Source organism: Pseudosulfitobacter sp. SM2401, assembly GCF_042932805.1.
In the GTDB taxonomy this organism is placed as follows: Bacteria; Pseudomonadota; Alphaproteobacteria; order Rhodobacterales; family Rhodobacteraceae; genus Ascidiaceihabitans.
The window spans coordinates 2,076,499-2,102,998 of sequence record NZ_CP170633.1 but is presented as its reverse complement, the minus strand read 5'-3'; the positions used below and the strand labels follow the sequence as shown (position 1 = coordinate 2,102,998).

The following is a 26,500-nucleotide window of genomic DNA, read 5'->3' as shown; positions in this document are numbered from 1 at the left end:
TGGGCACCTATATGAGAATGGTTCGCAACTGAGGGAGGTCCCAGAATGGCGAAACTCACACGCCGCGGCTTTATCGCGGCAACATTAGCGGCAGGCACAGTGCGTGCTTTGCCCCAGATCGCAGCCAAAACCGGCACACGCCGCATCCTGACGCTGGTCTATGACAAAGGTCTCGGCATGATGCGCGCTGTTGAAAAGGTCGTGCCGTTCTAGACATGCCCTAACGTTGTACTGGAAATTCATGTGACCTTGGGGTCAGGTAACTGCAACCCAATCAGGAGATCCAGAATGTCCCGCGTATCCGTCACCTATGAAAATCATATCGCGCATGTGCGCCTGACCCGCGCTGACAAAATGAACGCCGTTGATCAGGACATGATCACCGCAATCATCGCCGCCGGAGAAGAAGTCATGGCCTCGGATGCGCGCGCGGTTGTGCTGTCGGGCGAGGGGCGCGCGTTTTGCGCTGGCATCGATATTACCGGGCTTGCCAAGATGGTCGGCGTTGATCCCAAAGGTCAGCTGATGCCGCGCACCCATGGCAACGGCACCACAAATCAATGGCAAGAGGTCGCGATGATCTGGCAACGCGTGCCGATGCCGGTGATCGCAGCGCTACACGGTCCGGTGTTCGGGGCAGGGTGCCAATTGGCGCTGGGGGCGGATATTCGCATCGCCGGCCCTGACATGAAAATGGCGGTGATGGAGATGAAATGGGGCATCGTGCCGGACATGGGCGGCATGGTGTTGCTGCCCAAACTGGTGCGCCCTGATGTGATGCGCCGCCTGACGTACACGGCGTCTCCGGTTGATGCAGATCAGGCGCTCGCGTGGGGGTTGGTTACGGAATTGGCCGATGATCCGATGGCCGCTGCAATGGAATTGGCCACTCAGATTGCCGGCAAAAGCCCGTCTGCCATTCGCACAGCAAAACGTTTGATGGCATTGGCCGAAACGGCAGATGCAGACACTGTTTTGATGGCCGAAAGCGCTGAGCAAGCTGAACTGATCGGCAAGCCGGACCAGATGGAAGTGGTCGCAGCGGCCATGCAAAAACGCCCCGCTGTGTTCAAGTAATCTGTATCTCTTATCGGGCCGCGCCTTTTATTCAGTTGACGTGCGGCCCAATACCGCGAGGGTAGGACCCACGCCTCTGATTGAATTTTGCCTTTTTGTATTATTTTTATTTGCTGCCACGCGCAGCGCCTGACCAATCAGATTTATTCAACCTACTGAACCGATTGAAATAACATGTCCGACCCAACCCCATTTGATTTCAATGGCTACACGATTCAGGCCCCCCAAAAGGCTCCTTCGCACATGGCGCGCCAGCCATTGGCAACGTTTGGCCAAACGATCAAGGCACGCCGATCGTGTCGTCTTCTCTGATCTATGACTATATCTATCCCAAGATAACACCCTTGGTTCTGATCGCCTCTTACACTGGCGCTCAAGAGCCGGTTGGCAGTGCGGGCCATGTCGATGGCACCTTTCGTAAAGACATGATTTCAACAGTTGATAAGACCATGACGGTCGGACGCGAAGTGGTGATGAGCTATCAGTGGAAGGCCGTGATCGTCGAGCTGAACACCGCAGGTGGCTATTCCGAAGACAAAACTTTTGTGACGGGCGTGCAATCCACGCAGGAAGCGACCGAAACCTTTGGCCGGGTTCTAAGCGCTGAAGCCAGCACGAATATCCCGCTGCTCAAAGGCATCGATGTCAAGCTGACAGCGGCTTACAACAGCGGACACAGCTCGCAAAACAAAACAGTTTTGACGACATCCTCCACGACGACGCAAAAGGTCACTGCGCCTGCAAAACAAACCTTTGTGCAATGGCAGTTGTTCATTCAACACACGATCAAAACACCATCGATAGGCGCAAACAACGTTCTGCCGGAGTATTTTACGCCATACTGGAAGGAGTTCGACACGTATGGCGGCACCGGAATTCCCGCAAGATTCCCGCAAGTTGTGATTGAAAACGCGCCGCTTTTGTCCAGTGGCGAAGGGATCTACTCCGCAACAATGTATCCTGCCAGCTAGCGGTATGATTGTTGCGCGGCGTCTGGTTTTAGACGCCGCGCAATGTGTTTAGCCAAGCTCGGCCAATCGGCTCAACGCCTCTTGCAGCTTGCCTTCTTCGGCTTCGCGCAGGGCTAGGTTGGCTTTGGTTTCCTCAATCACTTCGGGTGGGGCGCTGTCGGCGAACTTGGGGTTGTTCAAACGGCCGCGCAATCCGCCCAATTCTTTGCCAAGTTTGCCGATGGTTTTCTCAAGGCGGGCCTTTTCTGCGGCCACGTCGATGACACCTGCAAGAGGCAGGCCAAAGCTGCCACCACTGACAGCCATGGCGACGGTGCCTTTGGGCAATTCACCCCCTTCGGTCAGGGATTCGATGCGGGCAAAGCGTTTGATCAACGCCTCGTTTTGGGTCCAAGCGGCGCGGGCTGCATCGTCCAACCCTTTGACCGCCAACGGAATAAACGACCCAGCGGGCACGTTCATTTGGGCGCGGGCAGACCGGATTGCTTCGATCATCGCGACTGTCCAGCTTAGGTCTGCGTCGGCTTGCGGTGTGACCAGATCGGCACTGGTGTAGGTTGGCCAATCGGTGTGGACCAGCATCTTGGGCCGCTCTTTCGCGCCCCACAATTCTTCGGTCACAAACGGCATGATCGGGTGCAGCAGGATCAGGCATTGATCAAACGCCCAGGCGTAGGTGGCTTTGGTTTCGGCTGCGGCCTCGGCATCGTCGCCGTCCAGAATTGGCTTGGTGAATTCCAGATATTGCGAGCAGAAGGTGTTCCACACAAAGGCGTAAAGCGTGCTGGCCGCCTCGTTGAAACGGTAGGTTTCCAGCGCGGCGTCGACAGCTTCGCGGGTCTTGGCGATTTCGCCTTTGATCCACTGGTTCAGCGGCAGTTTTGTGTCTGGAATGGCGTCCGAATGGGGCACGTCAAACGTGCCTTTAAAATCGCCGTAGGTGCCTGCGTTCCACAGTTTGGTGACAAAGTTGCGGTAGCCTTCGATACGTTTGCCGTCGAGTTTCAGCGCGCCCCCCAGCGACGCCATCGCCGCGTTGGTAAAGCGCAGCGCGTCAGCCCCGTATTCGTCGATGACGTCCAGCGGGTCGACAACGTTGCCGACGGATTTTGACATCTTCTTGCCCTTGGCGTCGCGGACAAGGCCGTGCAGGTACACGTTTTTGAAAGGGATTTCATCAACAACGGCCAATTGCATCATCATCATGCGCGCGACCCAAAAGAACAGGATGTCCTGGCCCGTGATCAGGTCAGAGGTCGGGAAATAGCGTTTCAGCGCGTCGGTTTCTTCGGGCCAACCGAGGGTACCGATAGGCCAAAGGCCGGAGGAGAACCATGTGTCCAGGACGTCGGGATCGCGAGTTAATTGGACGTAGGGTCCATCCGAGAAGAACTTTTCTCGGTCGGTATCGTACAAAGGATAAGTGCCGTTACCATATCGGTAAGCAGGTTGCGCATCAGACGCTTCCCGATTTGGGTTAATTCCATCAAAATAGAAACCAACAGCGACTTCTTCCCCGTAGTATTCGTACGCTGCTCGCTGAATGTCGGAGAGAGTAGCGCCTACAAAGGGATGATAGGTCCTAATATTGTGTGCAGTTGAATGAACATTTTTCGGTGAAGATTGTAGCGTTTCTTTCTTAGGCCCATACCAAACCGGAATCTGATGCCCCCACCACAGCTGCCGCGAGATGCACCATGGCTCGATATTTTCGAGCCAATTGAAATACACCTTCTCGCCGCTTTCGGGCATAATCTTTACATCGCCATTGCGCACCGCGTCCAAAGCGGGGCTAACAATTTTGTCGGTTTCCACAAACCATTGATCCGTCAGCAGGGGTTCGATGACCACTTTAGATCGGTCCCCAAACGGCTGCATAATCGGCTTGTTTTCGACGTAAGGCACCAGCTTGCTGCTTTCCTGACCGTCCTCGTCAATGTCAGGAACGGACACCATAACGGCCAGTCCTTCGGCAGTGATGTCAGCCACAACTTTCGCCCGCGCCTCGAACCGATCAAGACCGCGGTATTCGTCGGGCACAAGGTTCATTGCGGCGATCATCGCCTCGTCAAATTCCATCTCGCCATTGGCGATTTTCTGGGCGATTTCAGCTTCTTGCGCGTAGGGTTTGCCATCAGACCTGAGGTTCGCACGCGTGTCCATCAGGTTGTACATCGGGATGCCGCCGCGCTTGGCGACTTGGTAGTCGTTGAAATCGTGGGCACCAGTGATTTTCACCGCACCGGAGCCGAAATCCTTGTCCGGATATTCATCTGTGATGATCGGGATCAGGCGACGCAGTTCTTTTGGGCCAACAGGAATTTCACATAGTTTTCCGACGATTGGCGCGTAACGCTCATCCGACGGGTGAACAGCAACCGCACCGTCACCCAGCATGGTTTCAGGGCGTGTGGTCGCGATGGAAATATAGTCGCGTTCCTCGGACAAGGTCACGTTCCCGTCCTCGTCTTTTTCGATGTAGGTGTAGGTCGCGCCACCGGCCAGCGGATATTTAAAATGCCACATGTGGCCCGGCGTTTCGATGTTTTCGACCTCAAGATCAGAGATCGCGGTTTCAAAGCGAGGGTCCCAATTGACCAGCCGCTTGCCGCGATAAATCAGGCCTTTGTTGTACATGTCGACAAAGACTTTGATCACGGCGTCATGGAAATTCGGTGAATTTTCGTGCCCGACACGGGTGTCACCCGGCGCGCCCGCCATCGTAAAGGCGTTGCGCGACCAATCACATGAGGCCCCCAGACGTTTCAGCTGGCTCACGATGGTGTCGGCGGTGCGCGCTTTGTAATCCCATGCGTGGCCTAAAAACGCATCACGCCCGATGTCTTTGCGGTTGATGTTCTTGGTCGCCAGTTCCTTTTCAACAGCCAGCTGTAGGGCGATGCCAGCGTGATCCTGACCCGGTTGCCACAGCGTGTCGAACCCGCGCATCCGGTGCCAGCGCGTCATGATGTCTTGCAGCGTGTTGTTGAACGCGTGCCCCACATGCAGCGATCCGTTGACGTTTGGCGGCGGGATCATCACGCAATAGGACGAGGCCCCCGGCTTGGCATTCGCGCCCGCGACAAAGCACCCGGCCTTTTCCCATGCGTCATACAGACGGGGTTCAGCGGTGCTTGCATCGAATTGTTTGTCCAGGGCCATGGTTTCGTTCCTTTGAAAGGCGGCGTTTGTGACGTCCGAGATACCTAAAGTGTGATCAGAGGGAAAGGGCAAACCAGCCTTGGTTTTGTTGCATGCCGCGAACGCACAGGGCAGACTGCCGGAACCTGATACGCCAAAGGACAGGCCCATGAAAACCTACGCCGATGTGATGTTTACGCCCGCCGTGCGCGCGCAGCAGGATCGTGACGGGACGGGCGAAAGTTACGCGCGCCGCTACGCCAGCATGGATCGTTCGGAATTGGGGCCGGACGAGGCTGATTTCCTCGGGTCTCGCACCTCGATTTACATGGCGTCGGTGTCTGAAACCGGCTGGCCCTACGTGCAGCATCGCGGCGGGCCTGCGGGCTTCCTCAAGGTGTTGGATAGCCAATCGCTGGGCTTTGCGGATTACCGCGGCAACCGTCAGTATATTTCCAAAGGCAACCTGCTGAATGACAACCGCGTGTCGTTGTTCGCGATGGATTACACCCGCAAAGCCCGCCTGAAACTGCAAGGCTATGCGACCTTCCAAGACGCTGCCGACGCGCCTGATTTGGTCGCACAGTTGGCGACCCAAGGGCAGGGTCGTGTGGAACGCGTGGTCACGATCCAGATCGAAACATTCGATTGGAACTGCCCGCAATTCATCACGCCACGCTTTGATGCAGGTGAAATCGCGCAGCTGGTCGCGCCCGAAATGTCGCGGCTGGAAACCCGCATCGCCGAACTAGAGGCCGAAAACGCCGCCCTAAAAGGAGCCTGACATGACGCTGGTTTTTGACGGACACAACGACGCGCTCAGCCGGCTGTGGTGCGGCAGCACCGACCCCGTTGCTGATTTCGCCAAGCCCATTGGCCATGTGAACGTGCCGGATGCGCGCAGCGGTGGGTTGGCGGGCGGTTTCTTTGCGCTGTTTTCCCCGACCAAACGACAAGCATTTGATTTCACGAAATTCGAAACCGGTGATTTGGATATGCCGTTGCCCCCTGCGATCGACGGTGGTGGCGCGCTGTGCTCGGCCATTGCCCAAGCAGGGTTGGCGCAGCGCCTTCAAAACGCGGGACACATTCGCATTTGCACCGATGCCCAGACCCTCGCGCGCAGCTTTGTCGGGCCGGAACTGGCCTGCATTCTGCATCTCGAAGGGGCCGATTGCATCGATCCCGATTTGCTGGCGCTAGATGCGCTCTACGCAATGGGGTTGCGCTCGCTTGGGTTGGTTTGGTCGCGGCCAACGATCTTTGCCCAAGGGGTTCCGTTTCAGCACGGGCGCGACGGCGATACTGGCGCGGGGCTCACGCCGCTTGGCAAAACCTTGGTCGCGCGGTGCAAAAAACTGGGCGTGATGGTCGATACCAGCCACCTGACGATGGCCGGATTCTGGGATGTTGCAGAGGCGGGTTTGCCGCTGGTGGCCACACATTCCAACGCTGTTGCCCGGTGCAATGCGACCCGCAATTTGACCGATGCGCAATTGAATGCGGTGCGCGAAACGAACGGCATGGTGGGTCTGAATTTCGGGACGATCTTCCTAAGCGATCAGGGGTGGAAAACCGGCAAGGCCACTATCGCAGATTGCCTCACGCAACTGGATCACATGATTGATCAAGCGGGCGAGGACCACGTCGGCCTCGGATCAGATTTCGACGGCGCACCGATGCCCGCAGGGATCAACAGCGCCGCTGACTTGCCCAAACTGTGTGACGCCATGGCCGATCACGGCTACAGCGACACGCGGATTGCCAAGATCGCCCACGAAAACTGGCTTAGCTTTCTCAGTCGACAGCTTTAGCCGGTGCACCGCCGCCAAAACTGTTGGCGTTGACGTAGTCACAGGGCGCTTCTTGCATTTCCAAATGCAATCCGGTGTCGGTGTAGGGATGCGCGCGGGCCAATGCCTCGTCCACTTCAATGCCCAAACCAGCGGCGTCGCCGGGCACGATGAACCCGTCCTCGACGCGGATCGAACCTTTGATCAGCTGATCGTGGAATGGTGTCTCGATGCATTCGCACATCAAAATGTTCGGGATCGACGCGGCCAACTGGATGTTCGCCGCCCATTCCACTGGGCCAGCATACAGGTGCGGTGCCATTTGCGCATTGTAAGCCTCGGCCATGGCGGCGACCTTTTTCATTTCCCAAATACCACCTGCACGGCCCAAGGCAGGTTGCAAAATCGTTGCAGCCCCGGATCGCAACACAGGCGCGAATTCCGCCTTGGTGGTCAGGCGTTCGCCCGTGGCAATCGGGATGCGCACGGCACTCGCGACTTTGGCCATTTCCGCGACGCTGTCAGGCGGAACGGGTTCCTCGTACCACAGCGGGCTATAGGGTTCGATCGCTTGGCCAAGCCGGATGGCACCGGCGGTCGTAAACTGCCCATGGGTGCCAAACAGCAGATCAGCCTTGTCGCCAACGGCCTCGCGAATGGCTTTGCAAAAGGCGACGGACTGCGAAATGTCCTGCATCGCCGGCATGTGACCACCACGCAGGGTGTAAGGGCCCGCAGGGTCGAATTTCACGGCCGTGTACCCGCGCGCCACACAATCCGCCGCCGATTCCGCCGCCATTTCGGGTGAGGACCAGAACGTAGCGACATCGTGATGGGGCAGAGGATACAGATAGGTATAGGCGCGAATGCGATCATTCATACGCCCGCCGATCAACGCATGAACGGGACGGCCGCGATCCTTGCCCAAGATATCCCAACAAGCGATCTCAAGCCCGGAAAACGCACCCATAACAGTCAGATCAGGGCGCTGAGTAAAACCGGCGGAATAAGCGCGCCGGAACATCAGCTCGATGTTCTCGGGATTTTCGCCAGCCATATGGCGGTCAAACACGTCATGGATCACCGCGCGCATCGGTTCCGGCCCGATTGAGGATGCATAGCATTCGCCCCAACCCACAATGCCGGTGTCCGTCGTGACCTTGACCAAAATCCAATACCGCCCGCCCCAACCCGGCGCTGGTGGGGCCGTTACAATCACATCAAGGTCTTGCAGCTTCATGTCTCAGCCTTTGTTTTGATCAAAAATACTCTGGGGGTTTGGGGGCAAAGCCCCCATCCGAATTAGCGATTGAACACGATCACATTGCGCCGCGCTGCACCGGTTTTGGTATCTGCAATCGCCTCGTTTATCTGCTCGAGCGACCAACGACCAGAAATCAGCTCATCCAACTTCAACCGCCCTTGGGTGTACAAATCGACCATCCACGGAATGTCACGCTGGATCACGACATCGCCCATTTTTGATCCGATCATGCCCTGACCAACCGCCGCTAGCATCACCGGTTCGAATTCGGCCATGGCACCAGAATGCGGCATCCCGACCATGATAACCTTGCCGCCACGCCCTAGATATTTAGGGGCCTGTTCATACGCAGGGATGGCACCAACGGTGACAATCACGGCGTCAGCGCCACGTCCGCCAAGGGCTTTGTAGGACGCGCGCCATGGCTTTTCCGACGTGCCCAAAACGCCGTGGGTTGCACCAAATTCCTTGGCGATCTCCAGTTTTTCCTCAGACATGTCGACGGCAATGATGCGCCGCGCACCCGCGATGCGCGCGCCTTGGATCGCGTTCAGACCGACGCCACCTGCGCCAATCACCACGACGTCCTGACCAGCGCGCAGCCCGGCTGAATTCACAACCGCGCCGACGCCGGTGATCACACCACAAGCGATCAGGCTGGCGACGTCTTTGGGAATGTCAGGGGAAATTTTCACCAATTGGCGTTGATCTACAACGACTTTTTCCGCAAATCCACCTGTCGCCATCGCTTGGTGCAGCTTGCCACCGTCAGCGGTTTTGATCGGGCCGTGATCGCCGTCATAAGGCGTTTCGCAGTTGGTAGGTGTGCCGCCTGCGCAGCTGGGGCAGGTTCCGCAGGCGCGGATCAGCGTGACAACCACGCTGTCGCCAACGGCCAATCCGGTCACGCCTGCGCCGACATCGGACACAAGCCCTGCGGCTTCGTGCCCGTAGACCGCCGGCAGGCTGCCGCCCCAGGCACCACCCGCAAACGAAATGTCAGAGTGGCAGATCGCAACCGCGTCCAGCGTCACTTCGACTTCGCCCATCTCTGGCGCGCGAATTTGGATGTCTTCGATTTTCAGATCTTCGCCAAAGGCATGGCAGACGGCGGCTTTGATGGTTTGCATGAGGAATCCTGTGTCCTAAAGAGCAGCGTTGCCCCAAGGCTGGCCGCACGCGTTCTTAAGGGCAAGGCAAAATGCGACAAAAAACTGCTCGTTTCGGCTTTTTGTTACGTCACTTTGGCGCGGCCAGAGCGTGCAAATACAAACAGCGCAATCGCGATCAGCCCAACCGACAACAAGAACGGTGCCCCCGGCATGTAGATCGGCGCGGTTTCAGACGTAAACACGGCAAATGTGTAGGTCATCGTCATCGGGGCCATGATCATCGCAAGGGCAGAAACCGACGTCAGCGCACCTTGCAATTCGCCCTGTTGATTGTCGTCCACAGCCTTTGACATGATGCCTTGCAAGGCTGGCGTCACAACCCCCGCAAGGGCCGCCAAGGGTGTCAGGATCAACGCCAAAGTGCCGGATGTCACAAAGGCCAACGCCAAAAACGCCATTAAATCAAAGCCAAAGCCGTAGATCACTGTGCCGCGTTCGCCCAACACTCGGATGAAGGGGCGGATCAACAGGCCTTGGACCAACGCGATTGTGACCCCGAACAGGCCCAGCGACAGGCCGATGGTGGCAGGGTCCCAGTCAAACCGTTCCTTGCCGAAATACGACCAGACGGCGGGGTAGACGGTAAAGGCGACTTGGTACAGGAAATAGACCACCAGCAAATTGGCGATGTTGGGCAATTTCCCCAGCACTTTGAGCGCGCCAATCGGGTTTGAGCGGGTCAATGAAAACGGGCGACGGATTTTGTCGGTGACGGTTTCGCTCAGGATAAACCAGCCAAACAGGGCGTTTAGTGCGGCCAGCACGGCTGCGGCATAAAACGGTGCGCGGGTGCCGTATTCGGCCAGCAATCCGCCAATCAACGGGCCTAGGATGAACCCGATGCCGAATGCAGCCCCCAATAGGCCAAAGTTTGCGGCCTTGTCTTCGGGTTTGGAAATGTCAGCGATATAGGCGTTTGCGGTGGAATGTGTTGCAGCCGTGATGCCGCCAACAATGCGCCCGATCAGCAGCCACCAGATCGATCCCGCAATCGCCATCACCAGATAATCAAGCGACATGACAACCAGTGAAATCAGCAAAACAGGGCGGCGCCCAAACCGGTCGGACAAACCACCCAGAATTGGCCCAAAGATGAACTGCATCAAGGCGAATGAGGTCGACAGAATACCGCCCCAGATCGCCGCTTTGCCCAGCGTGCCGCCTTGGACTTCGCTCAGCAAATCGGGCATCACGGGCATGATCAGACCGATCCCCATGGCATCAAGCATGACAGTGATCATGATAAACAGAACGGGCAGGCGCATGGTTTAGATCTTGCTCACTTGGGCCGCAAAAGCACGGGCGATATTCGGGGCTTGGCCCATTTGTTCGGCCACATTGAACACTGACTTAGGTAAATCCGGATAGGCCTGCAATGCCAGTTCACCCAAGGTCATGCCGCTGTCTTGGGCCTGCTTGCACAGCGATTTGGTTGCGGCCTGCGCGTCTGGGCGGGGCATGGTTTCGGCCAAGGCAAAGCTAAGCGCTTCGGCGTGGATCAACCCTAACCCTGCGAGGTTCTGCGCCATTTTGGGCGCGGCAGGTGACATGTTTTCACACAAGGATTTCGCGTGATTTAGCGCTGATGCAGCACAGAGCACAATTTGTGGTAAAACCATCCATTCGGTAAACCACGCGGTCCCGTCCCGCTGGTGCTGATGTTGGGCTGCGGCCTGTAAACTGGCACGCAAACCGGTGGCTTGATGCGACAAGGCAACCAGTGCCGACGGGCCAACAGGGTTCTGTTTTTGCGGCATTGTCGAGGACGCGCCAGCCCCGGACAGTTGAATTTCTTCGATGCCACTCATGGACAGTCCGATCAGGCTTTGCCCCATCGCACCAAGGCTGGATTGGACACGCATCAGCCAATCTGTGATGCGCAAAATCGGCGTGCGATCCGTGTGCCAGCTGCGTTGAGGATCGTTTAAACCTAAGGCCTTGGCCAATGCGGCGCGTGTTTCATCAGCGTGCTCGCCCAAGGCCGATGATGTGCCCGCAGCCCCACTGAGCGACACCCAAATCGATGCCTCGCGCAGGGCGTCAAGTTCGCCCAACGCATCCAGCAACTTTGCCCCCCACGCAGCACACACCGCGCCCCAACTGGTTGGCGTCGCGTGTTGGCCGTAGGTGCGCGCAGGCATCGGGGTGTCCGCATGCGTTTTGGCGTGATCCGCCAGTGCGGCCAGAACGGCTTTCAAATCGGCCTCGATCAAGGTTAACGCCTGGCGCAATCGCAGCATCAATCCGGTGTCGATGATGTCTTGGCTGGTGGCCCCCCAATGCACGTAAGCGCTGTGTTCGGGGGCCTGCATTTCGCTGCGAAACAGCGCCACCAAACCGGGGACCGACACGCCATTTGTGCCGGTCGCGGCGGCCAATGCGCCGGGGTCCAACTGCACCTCGAGACTGGCGCGGTGTATCGCGTCGCCGCTGTCCTGCGGGATGACGCCAAGGCTGCCTTGCGCCTTGGCCAAGGCCCCTTCGACCAACAACATCGCGCGCACTTCGGCGCTGTCGGTGAACAATCGACCAACGTCACCTGACGGGAAAAGCCGCGCGTACAGCGTGCTGTCAAAGACCGACGCGGCCATCTTAGATATGCCCTGTGGCGTGCATGAAATCGGTCAAGGTTTGTGCGTATTCTTCGGGTTTTTCGACGCAAGGCAAATGGCCGGCCTTGCGCATCAGGTGGAACTGGCTGCCGGGGATCAGATCGGTGGTTTCGCGCACCAGATCAGGTGGCGTCGCGCCATCATCTGATCCGGCAATGCCCAGCGTCGGAATACGTAGACCCGAGGTTGGCGTGTAAAAATCCGTGCCAGAAATGGCGGACGAACAGCCGATGTAACCCTCATTGCTTTGCTGGACCAACAGGTTGCGCCACAGTTCCAGATCAGGATTGGTCATGTAGCCTTTGGAAAACCAACGTTCCATCACAGCGTCTGCGAGGCTCTCGATGCCGCCGGATTTTACGCCTGCGATGCGGTCATTCCACAACGCCGGATTGCCGATTTTGGCAGCCGTATTCGACAGGACCATGGCGCGGATCAAGTCCATGCGTTTGACCGCCAGCCCTTGGGCGATCATGCCGCCAATCGAAAGGCCCACAAACAGCGCGTCCTTGAACCCGAACCTGTCCATCAGCGTTTCAGCGTCAGAGACCAGCGTACCCATTTTGTAGGGCGCAGGCGGACAAGACGACAGGCCATGGCCGCGTTTGTCGTAGCGCAAGATGCGCAAGCCTTTGGGCAGTAACGGTAAAACCGGATCCCACAACCGCATATCGGTGCCAAGCGAGTTGGCAAAAACAACCGGCGCGCCGTCCTCGGGCCCGTCAATGCGGTAGTGCAGGCGGACATCGCCCACGTCGGCCATGTTCATCATCGTTTGGCATCCTTCAGGCGCATGTGGGCTATGATTTGGCCGTGATCCGAGGCCAGTTTGTTGTAGGGCGCTTCGGGGTGGCTGCCGTCGGTAAGGTGGTCGTTCAGCACGCTGAAATACTCCATTTCGCCGATCGAATTTGCGTGATCAGGCATGAAATGGCGCGACATGTAAATCTGATCGATGCTTTCGAAGGTGCCGCCAAAGGCCGAGGTAAACACCATGTCGCGGGCCGATTTACGCACGAATTGTTTCTCTGCGGAATGCAGGCGCACGGATTCGATGTCTTCGGTGATCTGCACGTTCATTTCTTTGGAATAACGGTCGTTGGACGCTTTGGCATCGTGACGCAACATCCAGGAATAGTTCTTGAACGGGACCTCGCCGGTGATGATTTCAGAGCTGACCGCGTGTTCGCCGTCGTTGAAATCGCCCAAAACCATCACGGGGTTGCCGGCCTTTAATTCGGCCACGATCAGGCGGCGCAGCACGCAGGCCTCGGCCATGCGGCGCATAGCTGCGCGCATTGCCCCCATCGCGCGGCCCACGGCGTCGTAGTTGGTGAGGTCCGCCTCGGGCGGAAAATCTGCGCCCTCTGGCAGGTCGAATTCACCGAGTTTAGATTTCAGGTGGCAGTTGAAAACCGTGACAATGGTTTTGCCAACAGGCACGCGCACCTTCAGGATCGGGCGCGACAGGCGGCGCAAAACATAACTGCCTTGTTGCGCATCCCCCGTCCATTCAACCGGATCGTCGTGCAAATCCTGAATGATTTCGGGCGCGCCGACAAACCCGAAACGCGACAAAACCGCAAGACCCGGGCGACGTGATCCTGCTTCGCCGTCGTTCAAATTCGGTGCAAAGGCGATGGCCGCATCGGTGTAGGGTTTGTACGCAAGTTTACGAAAAATCGCCTTTTTGCGGTAACGTTTGTGGGTGCCGGGAATGTGTTCTGCGTTGCTGGCGATGCCCTCGGCGTCAGCCTCGGCAATGACATCGCGCAACGCGCTTTCCTCAAAGACCTCTTGGAAACCGACAATATCGGCGTCCATGGTTTGGACTTGTTCTGACAGCCAATCCGCTTTCCACGCGTATTCTTCGGGGGTGTATTTTTGGAACTTATAGTATTCCTGATCCGCGCCGATCAGGTTTTTGACGTTAAAACTGGCAATGGTGAAACGGGTCATGAAATGGGAAACCTTTCAAGGGCGGTTTGAAACAGGGCCGCATCGACGTTGCCCCCCGAAATTGTGACAATAACATCATCGCCTTGAATGTCATCTGTGCGAAACAGCGCCGCGGCCAAGGCGACGGCGCCACCGGGTTCAGCGACGGCCTTGAGACGTGAAAACGCGAGCGCCATGGCGTGCAAGGCTTCGTCTTCGCTGACGGTTAATCCGGCACCACACAAACGCTGCATGATTGGAAAGGTCAGATCGCCCGGTTGCGGAGTGATGATCGCGTCGCAGATATTGCCGGACAGGGCGTTGTTGCGCTGGATTGCGCCTGCATGCAGGGACCGTGCCACATCGTCGAACCCTTCTGGTTCGGCGGGGCGTACGCGCATGTCTGGGGCCTCGGCCTCAAGCGCCAGCGCGATGCCGCCGGTCAAACCACCACCGCCGCAGCACACAATTACGTCTGCTGTGGTGATGCCAACTTCGCGCGCTTGCTCGGCGATTTCCAAACCGGTTGTGCCTTGACCTGCGATCACTTGCGGCTCGTCAAAAGGTTTGATCAGGGTCAGTCCGCGTTCCGTTGCCAGTTGCTGGCCGATCACGTCGCGATCCTCGGACCCGCGTTCGTACAAGACAACCTCGGCCCCCAGCGCGCGCGTGTTTGCGATCTTGAGGGCAGGGGCGTCGGACGGCATGACAATGACGGCAGATGAGCCGTGTTCGCGCGCGGCCAAAGCAACCCCTTGGGCGTGGTTGCCACTGGAAAAGGCGATGACACCTTTGGCGCGTTGTGCGTCAGTCAGTGCCGACAACGCCGACCATCCACCGCGAAATTTAAAGCTGCCAGTGTGTTGTAAACATTCAGGTTTCACCCAGACACGACGCCCTGCGATGTCGTCCAAGAACGGCGAATTCAGCAAAGGCGTGCGGCGTGCGTGCCCGTCCAACCGCTTGGCAGCGGCGCGGATCATGTCAATATTCATGCCAGTTCTCCGATCCATTTTTGTAAGGCAGCGACTGCCTCGGGTTCATCCAAAAACGGGATGTGTCCGCGATCTGGCACTGTTGCGGCGATCATGTCAGGGCGACGGGTTTGCATTTTTGCCAACGTCTCGGCGCTTAGTAAATCTGATCCAGAACCGCGAATGCAGACCAACGGTTTGCCGGCCATCGCATCAAAGAACGGCCACAGGTCGGGCACGTCGCCACCTGCCTCAACCGCCTTGCGCAAGTTCGGATCATAAGTGATTTGCAGGCCCGTATCGGTCATTATGTAATGCTTGCGCACCTCTTCTAGCCAGCGCGACATCGGGACGTTGTCAAACCCGACCAACACATGGGCGAGGGCGGCGGCGATGTCCTCGTGATTGCGGCCCGCCGGATTGCGCCCCAGATAGGTCATGATGCCGCTTAGGCCGCGCGGATCCAGCTCTGGCCCGATGTCATTGAGCGCAACGCCAATGATCCGGTCGGGGACCGACGCACACAGGCCCATGGCGTTCAAACCGCCGCGCGAGGTGCCGATGATGGCGACCTTTTCCAGCCCCAAATGATCGAGCAATTCAACCACATCACGGCATTCAACTGGCAGCGTATAATTCTGCCAATTATCATCCCAGTCAGAACCACCGCGCCCGCGATAATCCAGCCGGATCAATCGGTTGCCGGATAGATGCGGTGCAACGTAATCGAAATCAGCACCGGTGCGGGTTAACCCGGCAAGGCACAAGATTGGCAGACCCGAACCTTGGTCTGTGTAGTGCAGGTTCAGCCCGTCAGATGTTTTGAAGCTTGGCATTAGACGCCAGCCAGTTTCGGAATATCCGTCAGATCAGACAGCACGTGTTGCGGTGTCCAGGGCAGGCGGTCCATCGGCTCATTGCTGCGGTTGACCCAGGCCGTCGTAAACCCGTAGCCTGCCGCGCCAGCTGCGTCCCAACCATTTGAAGACACGAACAAAACCTCGTCTTTTGCGCAGCCAAACCGCGCACCAACAAGGTCGTAAATCCGCGCGTCAGGCTTGAAAACACCGACGCTTTGCACCGACAGGCTGTCATCCAGAACATCGGCGATCCCAGCGGACTGGACCGCACCATCCAGCATGTCCGGTGAACCGTTCGACAAAATTGCGGTGTTCAATCCTGCGTCCTTTAGCGCCTTCAGCATCGCGGGGACTTCTGGATAGGCCTGCAGTTCCCAATAGAGCGCCAACAGACGCTCACGTAGGGCCGCATCATGGCCGACGCCCGTTTTTTCCATCGCCCAATCCAGCCCGTCTTGGGTGACCTGCCAAAAATCCGCATGCGCATCGGTAATCGCACGCAACCACGTGTATTGCAGCTGTTTCAGACGCCAATGTTCTGCCAATTGCGGCCATGTATCTTTGATCTGCGCAAATTCAGGCTCAGCGGCGGCTTGGCGTGCGGCGGCCGCCACATCAAACAGCGTGCCATAGGCGTCAAAAATGCAGGTGGTGATGGGCATGGGTGAACTCCTTTGATGGGCGCACACTGGCACGGGTAGACGCGGGCGAAAAGGGGGTAAGGTGGGGTTTACCCCGCCACGCGCCTGATGCAAATTGCGCGCAACTTTGGATATCTCGAAACGGAACAGAACATGAGCACAATCAAATCAGGCGACACGGTGCGGATGCACTACAAAGGCACTTTGTCCGATGACAGCATCTTTGACAGCTCTGAGGGGCGCGACCCGTTGGAATTTCAGGCAGGCTCCGGCCAGATCATCGCAGGTCTGGACGCGGCATTGCCGGGCATGGCGGTGGGCGACAAAAAGGTCGTGAACGTGCCGGTGGATCAAGCCTACGGTCACATCAATCCTGACATGCAACAGGCGATCCCGCGCGAAGGCATTCCGGCTGACATTCCGCTGGAATTGGGCCTGCAATTGCAGATGCAAACGCCCGAAGGTCACCCGTTGCCAGTCACTGTTGTGGCACTTGATGAGGCGACCGTGACGCTGGATGCGAACCATCCGCTCGCAGGCAAAGACCTGACCTTTGATATCGAGATTGTCGGGATCAACTGAGGTTAAAATTGGCAGGGTGCGTCACCTGCGCATCTTTCACTGACCAACTTTGATCGACCCCAGGTGTTGACCCAAACCCTGTGCCACGGCTTGGCTGTCGTGGCCGTTTGGCTGCGTGCCAAACCCTGTTCCCTTGCGCACTGTGACTTTGTTCAATGGCATCTGCGCAACCGGTTGGGCCCCTGGCAATAAGCTGGTTTGACGGGCCGGGATTTCGGCAAAATAAGTCGTAAAATCAGTGGCTAATGCAGGGTTCATCCGCAAGGTTAGCATCACACAAACACCGAATCCCGTGACCACAAACCGCCCCAAAGTTTTGGAACGTCTGGCCCGTGCTTCGCGTCGTTCCAATGTGCGTTCGTATTTCGGATCATAAATTTTCATGGGTGAACGCTAGCTGCATGAAATGTCAGGCTTAGGGCAAGATTTTGGCAAAACCGTGGGCAGGTAAGGTGTGCGTGTCGCGCACCACGTGCTCAGTTACAAGTGGTCCGGTTGCGGCATGCCCAGCACGTGGAATCCACCGTCGACACGGATGATTTCGCCCGTTGTGCAGGCCCCCGCGTCGGACGCCAAATACACCGCCGTGCCGCCAACCGCTTCTAATGTCGCATTAGAGCGCAAGGGCGCGTTTTGATCAGTGTGTTTGTAGGTTTTGCGCGCCCCGCCAATGGCCGCACCGGCCAGCGTTTTCATCGGCCCGGGCGAGATCGCGTTGACGCGAATGCCCTCTGGCCCAAGGTCGTTGGCGAGGTAGCGGGTCGCTGATTCCAGCGCCGCCTTGGCCACGCCCATCACGTTGTAATTCGGCACAACGCGGTTCGATCCTTGGTAGGTTAGCGTCAACAATGTGCCGCCGTTGTCGACCATCATCGGGTGCGCGCGGCGTGCAACTTCGATGAACGAATAGGCCGAAATATCCATCGAGTGTTTGAAGTTCGCGCGCGACGTGTTCAGGAACCGGCCCGTCAGTTCGGACTTGTCTGAAAATGCGATTGCATGGATCACAAAATCGATCGTTGGCCAGCGCGCAGCCAGCCCCTCAAATGCTGTGTCCAAGGACGCGTCGTCCGTCACATCAACGTCGACCATAAAGTCTGATCCGACAGATGCGGCCAGCGGTTCGAGCCGTTTGCCAAATGCCTCGCCTTGGTAGGTGAACGCCAATTCCGCGCCTGCCTTGGCCATGGATTTGGCAATTCCCCAAGCGATGGATCGTTCGTTCGCGACACCCATGATCAGGCCGCGCTTACCTGCAAGCATTTGAGACATAATGATAAACTCTTATCCGTTGTATTTCGAAATGATCATGGATCCATTGGTGCCGCCAAACCCGAACGAGTTCGTCATGACACTATCGAGCCCTGCGTTTTCTACTGTTTTTGTTGCAATTTCGGCCGCGTCTAATGCGGGATCAAGGTTTTGAACGTTGATCGATCCGGTGATGAAATCATTGTCCAGCATCAAGGTGCTAAAGATCGCCTCGAGCGCGCCGGCGGCCCCTTGGGCGTGGCCGGTCATGGATTTTGTCGAACTAACAGGCGGGGTTGCGCCTTTGCCAAACACGCGCCGAACCGCTTCGATTTCGCCAACATCACCGACCGGCGTGGATGTGCCGTGTGCGTTGATGTAGCCAACTTTGCGACCCTCTGGCAGGGTGGACAAGGCCAAACGCATCGCCCGTTCGCCGCCTTCGCCAGACGGTGCCACCATGTCGTGACCGTCCGATGTGGCCGCGTATCCGGTGATTTCACCGTAGATTTTTGCACCGCGCGCCAGTGCATGTTCGAGGTCTTCGAGCACCACAATACCGCCGCCGCCAGAGATCACAAAGCCGTCGCGATCTGCGTCAAAGGCGCGGCTCGCCAGTTCTGGCGTGTCGTTGTATTTGCTGCTCATTGCGCCCATCGCGTCAAACAGGCAGGACAGGGTCCAATCCAGTTCCTCGCCGCCGCCTGCAAACATAACGTCTTGTTTGCCCATCATAATTTGTTCTGCCGCGTTGCCGATGCAGTGCAGGGATGTGGAACAAGCAGAGGTGATCGAATAGTTGATCCCTTTGATTTTATACGCCGTCGACAGGTTCGCCGAGATGGTGGACGACATGCATTTCGGCACTGCAAACGGGCCGATGCGTTTGGTGGCACCGGTCTTGGCGACAACCTGATGCGCGGCCAGCATGGCGGATGTCGATGGCCCGCCCGAGCCTGCAACCAGACCTGTGCGTTCGTTGACGATTTGATCTTCGGTCAAACCCGCGTCGGCAATTGCTTGGCCCATGGCGATATGGGCGTAGGCCGCCCCTGGTCCCATGAACCGCAGCGTGCGTTTGTCGATGTGTTCCGAGGGGTCGATTTTCAACGTACCAGCAACCCGGCTGCGAAAGCCGTGTTCGATCATTTCAGGGCTGGCGACAATGCCGCTGGTGCCCGCTTTGAGCGAGGCTAGAACCTCTGAAACATTATTCCCGATAGACGAGACGATGCCCAATCCAGTCACAACAACACGACGCATGGGTGCTCTCCCTTTAGTGGCTTGAACCCTTAATAGGACAGGGGGGGCAAATTGCGCAAGCTGATAACAATAGGTGCGGCGTTCGGTGGCGTTAACGCTGCGTGCGGTGGGGGCTGCGGGTCAAACTGCGCAGATTTGGTTGGAAAATGTGCAGTTTAGGTCGGCGCGGATCACCTGGATGACAGCGGTTTAGGGCGTTGCGTACAGATTTTCACCAAATCTGTGCAGTTTCGCATTCATGCGCGCGTTAACGCCTTGTTCACTTGGGTGCGACGTTAAGGTTTGACGAGGATCGTTAACTTTTGGGTCATACGGGGTCACACAGCACGCCTTGCGCATCACTTTTTCTAGAGATTTGCACAAAGTGATACTTGCGTAACTGTTTTGATCCTATACGAGGATTGGAACCATAATTAACAAAGCAGTCATATGACCGACACGATCGAGCCCGCGCAAGACCCTTCAGGCACCACAAAGATGACCACAGACGCCCCCGTTATTCGGGAACCGCGCGACTGGATCAGAGTTCTGGCGAAATATCGCGAACCCCATGCGGGGCGCAGTTCTTATGAACTGGGTATTACGGTCGGTCCGTTTTTGTTGCTTTGGGCGCTGGCATGGTGGTCGCTGTCGTATAGCTATTGGCTGACGCTGGCGATCTCGATGAGCAATGCGGCCTTCTTGCTGCGGCTGTTCTGTATCCAGCACGATTGCGGGCATGGCGCGTTTTTCAACAACCGCACGGTCAGTGACTGGCTGGGCCGCGTGTTGGGTGTTCTGACGTTGACGCCCTATGACGTGTGGCGGCGCACCCATTCGCTGCATCACAACCATTCCGGCAATCTGGATCAACGTGGCATTGGTGATGTGCACACGCTGACGGTTGCCGAATATCAGGCGATGTCGTCGTTCAACCGGTTTTTGTACCGTGTGTACCGCAACCCGATTGTTTTGTTCGGTCTGGGGCCGGGATATCTGTTCTTCCTGCAAAACCGTCTGCCCCTGGGTCTGATGGCCAGCACGAAATACTGGATCAGCGCGATGGGCACCAATGCGGCCATTCTGTCTGTGCTTGGGATTATGATCTATTTTGGTGGGCTGATGCCGATCTTGTTGATCTTCTTGCCCACAACGCTTTTGGCAGCCACAGCCGGTGTTTGGCTGTTCTACGTTCAGCACCAGTTTGAGGACACGCAGTGGGATGAGGCGGCAGATTGGCAAGTGCATGACGCGGCCCTGAACGGCAGCTCGCACTATGTTTTGCCAGCAGTCTTGCAATGGCTGAGCGCCAATATCGGCATTCACCACGTGCATCACCTATACAGCCGCATCCCGTTTTATCGCCTGCCACAAGTGCTGCGCGAAAACGAAGAATTGGCGATTGGCAACCGGATGACGGTTCGGGAAAGTTTCCGCAATGCGCGTCTGCATTTGTGGGATGAAAAGAGCAGACAGTTGCTGCCCTTTTCCAAGGTTTAAGCGCCCGGTTTGAAGGACTGCTTTAGGCGTCCGAGAGGGCTACTCTGAGGTCTTTAACTTCGTAGATGACCTCGCCGTCGGCCTCAACTATGCCGTTTGCGACGCCCATGGTCAGACGACGGGTTTGCAGCGCTTTGGTAAAGTCGATCTTGTAGGTCAGCATTTTGCGATCCGGGCGTACCATGCCTTTTAGCCGGACCTCGCCCACACCCACAGCCATGCCGCGCCCCGTCCAGCCACGCCAGCCAAGGTTGAAACCGGTCAGCTGCCACAGGCCATCCAGACCCAAACAGCCGGGCATAATCGGGTTCCCGGGAAAGTGGCAATCAAAGAACCAAAGATCAGGTGTGATGTCGAATTCGGCAAGGATATGACCTTTGCCGTGCGCGCCGCCATCGCTGGAAACTTCGGTAATCCGGTCCATCATCAGCATCGGCGGTTCCGGCAATTGCGCGTTACCGGGGCCAAATAATTCGCCGCGGGCGCATTTCAGCAGGTCTTCCTTGTCGAAACTGGTGGGGTAATCGGCCATTGTTGCGGCACTCCTGAACTTGGTCTTGTGTTTCACCACCTCTAGCATCGCAATTTGTGGTCCTGCAAGGGCGATGCACGCCACTAACCTGCGCGAAAATATGCATTTATGTGCAGATGCCAGCGCGGATGCGAGCGGTTCGCAGGAATTGAATTGAAATGGGAGGCAGGGCGAACTAGATATATGGCAAGACGTCAGGCAGCAAAGGCACGCACCCAAATGTCACTGGAACAAGTCGGAACGCAATGGTTGGCCACAGCTGGCCTACGCCCAACACGTCAACGCGTGACATTGGCAGCCTTGCTTGTGGGCGATGGTCAGCATCGCCATGTGACGGCCGAAAGCCTGTTCGAGGCGGCGCGTGACGTTGGTGACGCGGTGTCATTGGCGACGGTTTACAACACGCTCAGCGCGTTTTGTGATGCAGGTTTGATGCAAGAAGTGACGGTTGACGGCTCCAAAAGCTATTTTGACACGAACACCCATGATCACCCCCATTTCTTTTGGGAAGACGAGGCGCGCCTGACGGATGCGCCATCGGATCAGCTGGTGATCGCGCAATTGCCCGACGCCCCTGAAGGCGCTGAAATCGCATCCGTTGATGTGGTGATCCGGCTGCGCAAAAAAGCCTGAGGTTTAAGCGATGTCTGGCGTCAGGGTTTGGTCGCGCTGATGTCTAACCCGGCAATCACCACTCGTTTTATTATTTTGTCCGCGCAACGTTCGGGCAGCACCGCATTGACCAGCGCGTTGCATTCGCACCCTGATGTCTATTGCTACGGCAATCCGTTTTACCAAAGCGCGCGCGGCGATGGATTATACCGAGCGCGCAAACGATCCGGTGCGGTACGCCTATCGGGTTTTGAATTTCACGCCGGGTCCGCCGGTTGTCGGCCTTAAAATTTGGCCCCACAGTGACGAGGACACGGGCCCGCGTCACGCGATCGATGCCATTTGCGCGGATCCGACGGTCAAAAAAGATCATTTTACACCGCAGCAACGCGCTGGCCTGCAGATTCCTCTGAAGTGTTGGCAAACCTCAAGCGGAGTGACCCCGATGCATTTGGCGGTGATGGCCCGCGCCCGCAAGCGCGCTTTAACAAGATGGGGTTTTTGAAGTTCTTCAATCGCCGCAAGGGCTGGTTTGATTACTACCGCAAGAGTACCGAAGATGACAGGCTAGAGGTGCCGTATGTCGGCCTGATGGATACGAGTATCGGTCGGATTTCCGACGCTTTGGGACTGGCCTCACATGCATTCCAGGCGCGCAATGCAAAGCGAAATTCCAATGATATTTTGAACCGTTATCTGCCCGAGGGTCACGACAAAATCATGCGCACTCTGGAAGAGATCGGCCATCCTGAGTGGGTGACAGAGGCGTAGGTTTTGTACGAAAAACTTGGGACGCGATTAAAACCACTGCCCCGGTTCCATCAGGCCCAGATCCAGTAATTGGCGCGAGTGCCATTCAAAGGCGGCAGAGTTGTGCCATTTGAAAGTCTCGATATCAAAGGTGCTGCCGGGATTTTGTTTCAGCGCTTTGGCAGTGCGGAATGAACAGATCGCGACGGTAATGTTGTGATGCCAAGGGCAGGCGTAGGTGTTGTATTCTTCGTCATTGAACGTGTGGTCGGCGCGCAATTCCAGCCCGGCTTTGGCTTTGAACAACGCGATCCGGTCGATTTTGCGGCGCAGCGCGGGAATGTGTTCTTCGTAGCGCCAGCGCAATCCGCCAAAGAAATCCAGCTGGCGTTCTTTGGGGTGGTTGTGATTGGCCACGTCAGGCCGTGCGAGGGCATAGTAACCCGAGCGATCAAGATGCGCGTGATCCAGCGACACGGCGTCGGGATTGCGCCCCAGATCGTCCGAGTACAGATCGACCACATAGGTCAGCATCGCGTCACGCCGTTCTTCGGTGTGAAACGACAGCATTTCGCCAACGCTGCGGGTCTCGCAGAACGGATGAAACAGATATTCCGCGTTAAAGCAATAATACATCCACACGCCCGGGGCGGCGGCGATCACGTGGTTCACCGCGTCTTCCATCGCGCCGTCCAGACCCACGGTGTAATCGATCCGGTGCACGCTTTCCTGAAGATCGCGGGGCAGGTCAAACTGTTTGGGCATAAACACCACCACAGTGGCGAATCCGGCCTGCTGGTGATGGCGCAAAGTGGTCGACACCTCGACGCTATCCTCGACCAGCACAATGCAAACCGGCCCTTTGGCCAGCGCGCTTGCCCCGTCTTTGAGGAATGTTTGGACATTATCGTACTGCATCATCGCCCTTTGGTCGGTTTTGTCGGGCAGAATCGGTTAATTTGACGTGCATTGCAAGCACCACCTCAGGCTGTTACAGCCCTTTTTTATCACTCTCCTGTCCCAACCACCTTGGATCATTGCAATGACGGCTCCTAAAAAGCTTTTCATCAAAACCTACGGCTGCCAGATGAATGTCTATGACAGCGAACGCATGGCCGAAGCGCTGGGCGGGCAGGGCTATGTCGAAACGAACACGCCGGCGGATGCCGACATGATCCTGATGAACACCTGCCATATTCGCGAAAAAGCGGCGGAGAAAGTGTATTCCGAGCTGGGGCGTTTTAAAGCGCTAAAGGTCGACAATCCGAATTTGAAAATCGGTGTGGCGGGTTGTGTGGCCCAAGCCGAGGGCGCTGAAATCATGCGCCGCCAGCCTGCTGTTGATCTGGTTGTGGGCCCGCAATCGTACCACCGTCTTCCTGAAATGGAGGCAAAGGTGCGCGGCGGCGGTACTGCGCTCGACACGGATTTCCCCGAAGAAGACAAGTTTGAAAAGCTGAAATCGCGGCCCAAAGCGGCGCGTGGCCCAACCGCGTTTTTGACGGTTCAAGAAGGCTGTGACAAGTTTTGCGCCTTTTGTGTCGTGCCCTACACGCGCGGTGCCGAGGTCAGCCGCCCGGTGTCGCGTATTCTGGATGAGGCGCGCAATCTTGTGGAACGCGGCGTGCGCGAGATCACCCTTTTGGGCCAGAATGTGAATGCTTATCACGGGCTTGGGGCCAATGGCGACGAAAGCACGCTGGCGAAACTGATCTGGGACCTCGACAAGGTTGACGGGTTGGAGCGCATTCGGTTCACCACGTCCCACCCCAACGACATGACGGACGAGCTGATCGAGGCGCATGGCACCTGTTCCAAACTGATGCCGTATTTGCACCTGCCAGTGCAGTCGGGCAGTGACCGGATTTTGAAACGGATGAACCGCAGCCACACGGTCGAGAGCTATCTGAAAGTGATCGAGCGTATTCGCGAAGCCCGCCCTGACATTCTGATGTCCGGTGACTTTATCGTAGGTTTCCCCGAGGAAACCGAGGCTGATTTTCAGGCGACGTTGGATTTGGTCAAAGAGGTCAAATACGGCTACGCCTATTCGTTCAAATATTCGACACGACCGGGCACACCTGCGGCCGAACGCGCGCAAGTGGACGCGGCCGAGGCGGACGAAAGATTGCAGCGCTTGCAGGCGCAGATCACATCCGACCAGCGCGAAATTCAGGAAAGCATGGTCGGCCGCACCGTGAGCGTTTTGTTTGAAAAAGCCGGGCGCGAACCGGGGCAGATGATCGGCAAGTCCGAATACCTGCATGCCGTGCATGCCGATGTCACGGGTATCGCCAAAGGTGATATCGCACAGGTAAGAATCGTTGAAGCCAAAACCAATTCCTTGCGCGGCGAAGTTGTGTGAATCTTGACCTAGGGGCAAACAAGCGCCCCTAATTTTATTAAAAACGCCTAATTCTTTGGTAAGTGCCGTAGAATTAACCACAATATCTGGTGAATCCGGGTTCACAGTCTTCACTTTATTACCTAGTCTTGTGGAATTAGTGCGGAAGAGGTCAGCCAGGTTTACGGCTAAGCGGCTTTCGTGGGGGAACAAGAAAAAGGAACAGGGCTGTGGGACACAAGATCTCTAATGCATTGCGCAGCGTTATGGCTGGCACCGCTGCTGCTGCGGTCGCATTGTCACTGGTGGCGTCTGCCGCGAGCGCACAAGAAGGCTTATTCGGCGGACTTCGAAGCAAGACAAACGAAACATACATTCCAACCATCTGGATCGATCCCGATGGCTGCGAGCACTGGGTTATGGACGATGGCTACGAGGGCTTTATGTCGCCCCACACCAACCGCCAGGGCATTCCGGTCTGCCGCCGGGGTAACGTGTGCGGTGTGATGAACTCTGACCAGTTTTTCTCGACCAACAGCTCGAAAATTCACGCTCAAGGGCGCGAACGTTTGGCCAGCTTCTTTCAGTCGGCAAACGCGACCAGCTACATCATCACAGGTCACACCGACGCGCGTGCCTCTGACGAGTACAACATGAAATTGTCGTATAACCGTGCCGCATCTGTTGCACGCATTGCACAATCTTCAGGCGCACGCATCGCGGACGTCCGTGGCTACGGCGAACGCCTGCCGGCGGCGTCTAACAAAACAGCGGGTGGCATGGCTAAAAACCGCCGCGTTGAAATCATCTGCATTCGATAGGGGAAGAGACACATGAAACTTTTGACAGCATCTCTTCTGGCCTCGGCGTTGGCTTTGACAGCCTGCGGCGAAGGCGGGTTCGGCAAGGTGAAAACCAACAAAACCATCGACTACGGTTTTAAGAAAAAGCATCTAAGCCAATTGGTTGCCGGTGTTTGGGTTGATCCAAATGGCTGTGACCACTGGATCATCGATGACGGGATCGAGGGCTATCTGTCCCAACGTCTTGACCAATACGGCAAGCCTGTGTGTTCAGGTGTTGCACCGCCAAATACGGCGACTGGTGCATACAAAGGCGGCTCGACCATTAACGATCCACTCTAGGATTGCGGTCACGCTGCGCATATATGGGCCGGAGCAGTTGTTGCTTCGGCCTTTTTCGTTGCTACAGTAAAGACATGACTTCAACTTTGTGAATGAGGA

The 26,500-nt window shown here is 57.0% G+C and carries 27 protein-coding genes; 12 read left to right on the top strand and 15 right to left on the bottom strand.

The window, feature by feature from the left end; genetic code table 11:
• Positions 1-45 precede the first annotated feature (45 nt).
• From ACFIO0_RS10395 to ACFIO0_RS10385, 3 genes are all read left to right on the top strand, one after another.
• A complete protein-coding gene (locus tag ACFIO0_RS10395) occupies positions 46-213 on the top strand; it encodes a Tat pathway signal protein (protein ID WP_390910330.1) in 168 nt (55 codons plus the stop codon).
• Positions 214-288: 75 nt separating this feature from the next.
• Positions 289-1,077, top strand: coding sequence for a crotonase/enoyl-CoA hydratase family protein (locus ACFIO0_RS10390; RefSeq protein WP_390910329.1), 789 nt, complete (start codon positions 289-291; stop codon positions 1,075-1,077).
• 296 nt (positions 1,078-1,373) lie between these two features.
• A complete protein-coding gene (locus ACFIO0_RS10385) occupies positions 1,374-2,048 on the top strand; it encodes a hypothetical protein (protein ID WP_390910328.1) in 675 nt (224 codons plus the stop codon).
• Positions 2,049-2,096: 48 nt separating this feature from the next.
• On the opposite strand, the gene ACFIO0_RS10380 is transcribed toward ACFIO0_RS10385, so the two are convergent.
• On the bottom strand, positions 2,097-5,210 hold the full coding sequence (locus tag ACFIO0_RS10380; RefSeq protein WP_390910327.1) for a valine--tRNA ligase: 3,114 nt from the start codon (positions 5,208-5,210) through the stop codon (positions 2,097-2,099).
• A 148-nt stretch (positions 5,211-5,358) separates the two neighbouring features.
• Here ACFIO0_RS10380 and ACFIO0_RS10375 point away from each other — a divergent pair, with 148 nt between their 5' ends.
• Positions 5,359-5,973 (top strand): pyridoxamine 5'-phosphate oxidase family protein, encoded by a 615-nt coding sequence (locus ACFIO0_RS10375; RefSeq protein WP_390915262.1) that lies wholly within the window; start codon positions 5,359-5,361, stop codon positions 5,971-5,973.
• Between the two features lies 1 nt (position 5,974).
• Positions 5,975-7,003 (top strand): membrane dipeptidase, encoded by a 1,029-nt coding sequence (locus tag ACFIO0_RS10370; RefSeq protein WP_390915261.1) that lies wholly within the window; start codon positions 5,975-5,977, stop codon positions 7,001-7,003.
• Here the strand turns inward: ACFIO0_RS10370 and ACFIO0_RS10365 are convergent.
• The 9 genes from ACFIO0_RS10365 to ACFIO0_RS10325 all read right to left on the bottom strand — a co-directional run bounded on the left by ACFIO0_RS10365 (position 6,987) and on the right by ACFIO0_RS10325 (position 16,464).
• Positions 6,987-8,222 carry an enolase C-terminal domain-like protein gene (locus ACFIO0_RS10365; protein ID WP_390915260.1) on the bottom strand — a complete coding sequence of 412 codons (1,236 nt, stop codon included), beginning with the start codon at positions 8,220-8,222 and terminating at the stop codon, positions 6,987-6,989. The two genes, ACFIO0_RS10370 and ACFIO0_RS10365, sit on opposite strands and share 17 nt — an antisense overlap.
• Positions 8,223-8,284: 62 nt before the next feature.
• Positions 8,285-9,376 carry a zinc-binding dehydrogenase gene (locus ACFIO0_RS10360; protein WP_390915259.1) on the bottom strand — a complete coding sequence of 364 codons (1,092 nt, stop codon included), beginning with the start codon at positions 9,374-9,376 and terminating at the stop codon, positions 8,285-8,287.
• 104 nt (positions 9,377-9,480) lie between these two features.
• Positions 9,481-10,683: an MFS transporter gene (locus ACFIO0_RS10355; protein ID WP_390915258.1), complete on the bottom strand. Its 1,203-nt coding sequence runs from the start codon at positions 10,681-10,683 to the stop codon at positions 9,481-9,483.
• 3 nt (positions 10,684-10,686) lie between these two features.
• Positions 10,687-12,009 (bottom strand): lyase family protein, encoded by a 1,323-nt coding sequence (locus ACFIO0_RS10350; RefSeq protein WP_390915257.1) that lies wholly within the window; start codon positions 12,007-12,009, stop codon positions 10,687-10,689.
• Position 12,010: 1 nt separating this feature from the next.
• Positions 12,011-12,799 (bottom strand): 3-oxoadipate enol-lactonase, encoded by a 789-nt coding sequence (gene pcaD / locus ACFIO0_RS10345; RefSeq protein ID WP_390915320.1) that lies wholly within the window; start codon positions 12,797-12,799, stop codon positions 12,011-12,013.
• Positions 12,799-13,989: an endonuclease/exonuclease/phosphatase family protein gene (locus ACFIO0_RS10340; protein WP_390915256.1), complete on the bottom strand. Its 1,191-nt coding sequence runs from the start codon at positions 13,987-13,989 to the stop codon at positions 12,799-12,801. Before ACFIO0_RS10340 ends, pcaD begins: the two co-directional genes overlap by 1 nt.
• On the bottom strand, positions 13,986-14,963 hold the full coding sequence (locus ACFIO0_RS10335; RefSeq protein WP_390915255.1) for a pyridoxal-phosphate dependent enzyme: 978 nt from the start codon (positions 14,961-14,963) through the stop codon (positions 13,986-13,988). The genes ACFIO0_RS10340 and ACFIO0_RS10335 overlap by 4 nt, the downstream gene beginning before the upstream one ends.
• Complete coding sequence (locus ACFIO0_RS10330) at positions 14,960-15,778, bottom strand: alpha/beta fold hydrolase (RefSeq protein WP_390915254.1); 819 nt, start codon at positions 15,776-15,778, stop codon at positions 14,960-14,962. Before ACFIO0_RS10330 ends, ACFIO0_RS10335 begins: the two co-directional genes overlap by 4 nt.
• Positions 15,778-16,464 carry a haloacid dehalogenase type II gene (locus tag ACFIO0_RS10325; protein WP_390915253.1) on the bottom strand — a complete coding sequence of 229 codons (687 nt, stop codon included), beginning with the start codon at positions 16,462-16,464 and terminating at the stop codon, positions 15,778-15,780. Before ACFIO0_RS10325 ends, ACFIO0_RS10330 begins: the two co-directional genes overlap by 1 nt.
• 132 nt (positions 16,465-16,596) lie before the next feature.
• Between ACFIO0_RS10325 and ACFIO0_RS10320 the strand changes: the two genes are divergently transcribed.
• Complete coding sequence (locus tag ACFIO0_RS10320) at positions 16,597-17,025, top strand: FKBP-type peptidyl-prolyl cis-trans isomerase (protein ID WP_390915252.1); 429 nt, start codon at positions 16,597-16,599, stop codon at positions 17,023-17,025.
• Between the two features lie 36 nt (positions 17,026-17,061).
• Here the strand turns inward: ACFIO0_RS10320 and ACFIO0_RS10315 are convergent, their stop codons facing one another.
• From ACFIO0_RS10315 to fabB, 3 genes are all read right to left on the bottom strand, one after another.
• Complete coding sequence (locus ACFIO0_RS10315; RefSeq protein WP_390915251.1) at positions 17,062-17,409, bottom strand: hypothetical protein; 348 nt, start codon at positions 17,407-17,409, stop codon at positions 17,062-17,064.
• Between the two features lie 96 nt (positions 17,410-17,505).
• Positions 17,506-18,297: an SDR family oxidoreductase gene (locus ACFIO0_RS10310; protein ID WP_390915250.1), complete on the bottom strand. Its 792-nt coding sequence runs from the start codon at positions 18,295-18,297 to the stop codon at positions 17,506-17,508.
• A gap of 12 nt (positions 18,298-18,309) precedes the next feature.
• Positions 18,310-19,539: a beta-ketoacyl-ACP synthase I gene (fabB, locus tag ACFIO0_RS10305; RefSeq protein WP_390915249.1), complete on the bottom strand. Its 1,230-nt coding sequence runs from the start codon at positions 19,537-19,539 to the stop codon at positions 18,310-18,312.
• Between the two features lie 477 nt (positions 19,540-20,016).
• Between fabB and ACFIO0_RS10300 the strand changes: the two genes are divergently transcribed.
• Positions 20,017-21,018, top strand: coding sequence for a fatty acid desaturase (locus ACFIO0_RS10300; protein ID WP_390915319.1), 1,002 nt, complete (start codon positions 20,017-20,019; stop codon positions 21,016-21,018).
• Between the two features lie 22 nt (positions 21,019-21,040).
• On the opposite strand, the gene fabA is transcribed toward ACFIO0_RS10300, so the two are convergent.
• On the bottom strand, positions 21,041-21,550 hold the full coding sequence (gene fabA / locus ACFIO0_RS10295; RefSeq protein ID WP_390915248.1) for a bifunctional 3-hydroxydecanoyl-ACP dehydratase/trans-2-decenoyl-ACP isomerase: 510 nt from the start codon (positions 21,548-21,550) through the stop codon (positions 21,041-21,043).
• 219 nt (positions 21,551-21,769) lie between these two features.
• On the opposite strand from fabA, the gene irrA reads away from it, so the two are divergent.
• Positions 21,770-22,183, top strand: coding sequence for an iron response transcriptional regulator IrrA (gene irrA, locus ACFIO0_RS10290; RefSeq protein ID WP_390915247.1), 414 nt, complete (start codon positions 21,770-21,772; stop codon positions 22,181-22,183).
• A gap of 393 nt (positions 22,184-22,576) precedes the next feature.
• Positions 22,577-22,933, top strand: coding sequence for a hypothetical protein (locus ACFIO0_RS10285; protein WP_390915246.1), 357 nt, complete (start codon positions 22,577-22,579; stop codon positions 22,931-22,933).
• Between the two features lie 27 nt (positions 22,934-22,960).
• Here the strand turns inward: ACFIO0_RS10285 and ACFIO0_RS10280 are convergent, their stop codons facing one another.
• On the bottom strand, positions 22,961-23,830 hold the full coding sequence (locus tag ACFIO0_RS10280) for a hypothetical protein (protein WP_390915318.1): 870 nt from the start codon (positions 23,828-23,830) through the stop codon (positions 22,961-22,963).
• Between the two features lie 124 nt (positions 23,831-23,954).
• Between ACFIO0_RS10280 and miaB the strand changes: the two genes are divergently transcribed.
• The 3 genes from miaB (at position 23,955) to ACFIO0_RS10265 (ending at position 26,401) form a co-directional block, all read left to right on the top strand.
• A complete protein-coding gene (miaB, locus tag ACFIO0_RS10275) occupies positions 23,955-25,277 on the top strand; it encodes a tRNA (N6-isopentenyl adenosine(37)-C2)-methylthiotransferase MiaB (protein WP_390915245.1) in 1,323 nt (440 codons plus the stop codon).
• A 209-nt stretch (positions 25,278-25,486) separates the two neighbouring features.
• Positions 25,487-26,077: an OmpA family protein gene (locus ACFIO0_RS10270; protein ID WP_390915244.1), complete on the top strand. Its 591-nt coding sequence runs from the start codon at positions 25,487-25,489 to the stop codon at positions 26,075-26,077.
• Between the two features lie 12 nt (positions 26,078-26,089).
• The gene (locus tag ACFIO0_RS10265; protein ID WP_390915243.1) at positions 26,090-26,401 is read left to right on the top strand and encodes a hypothetical protein; all 312 of its coding nucleotides are present in this window, start codon (positions 26,090-26,092) and stop codon (positions 26,399-26,401) included.
• The last annotated feature ends 99 nt before the right edge of the window (positions 26,402-26,500 follow it).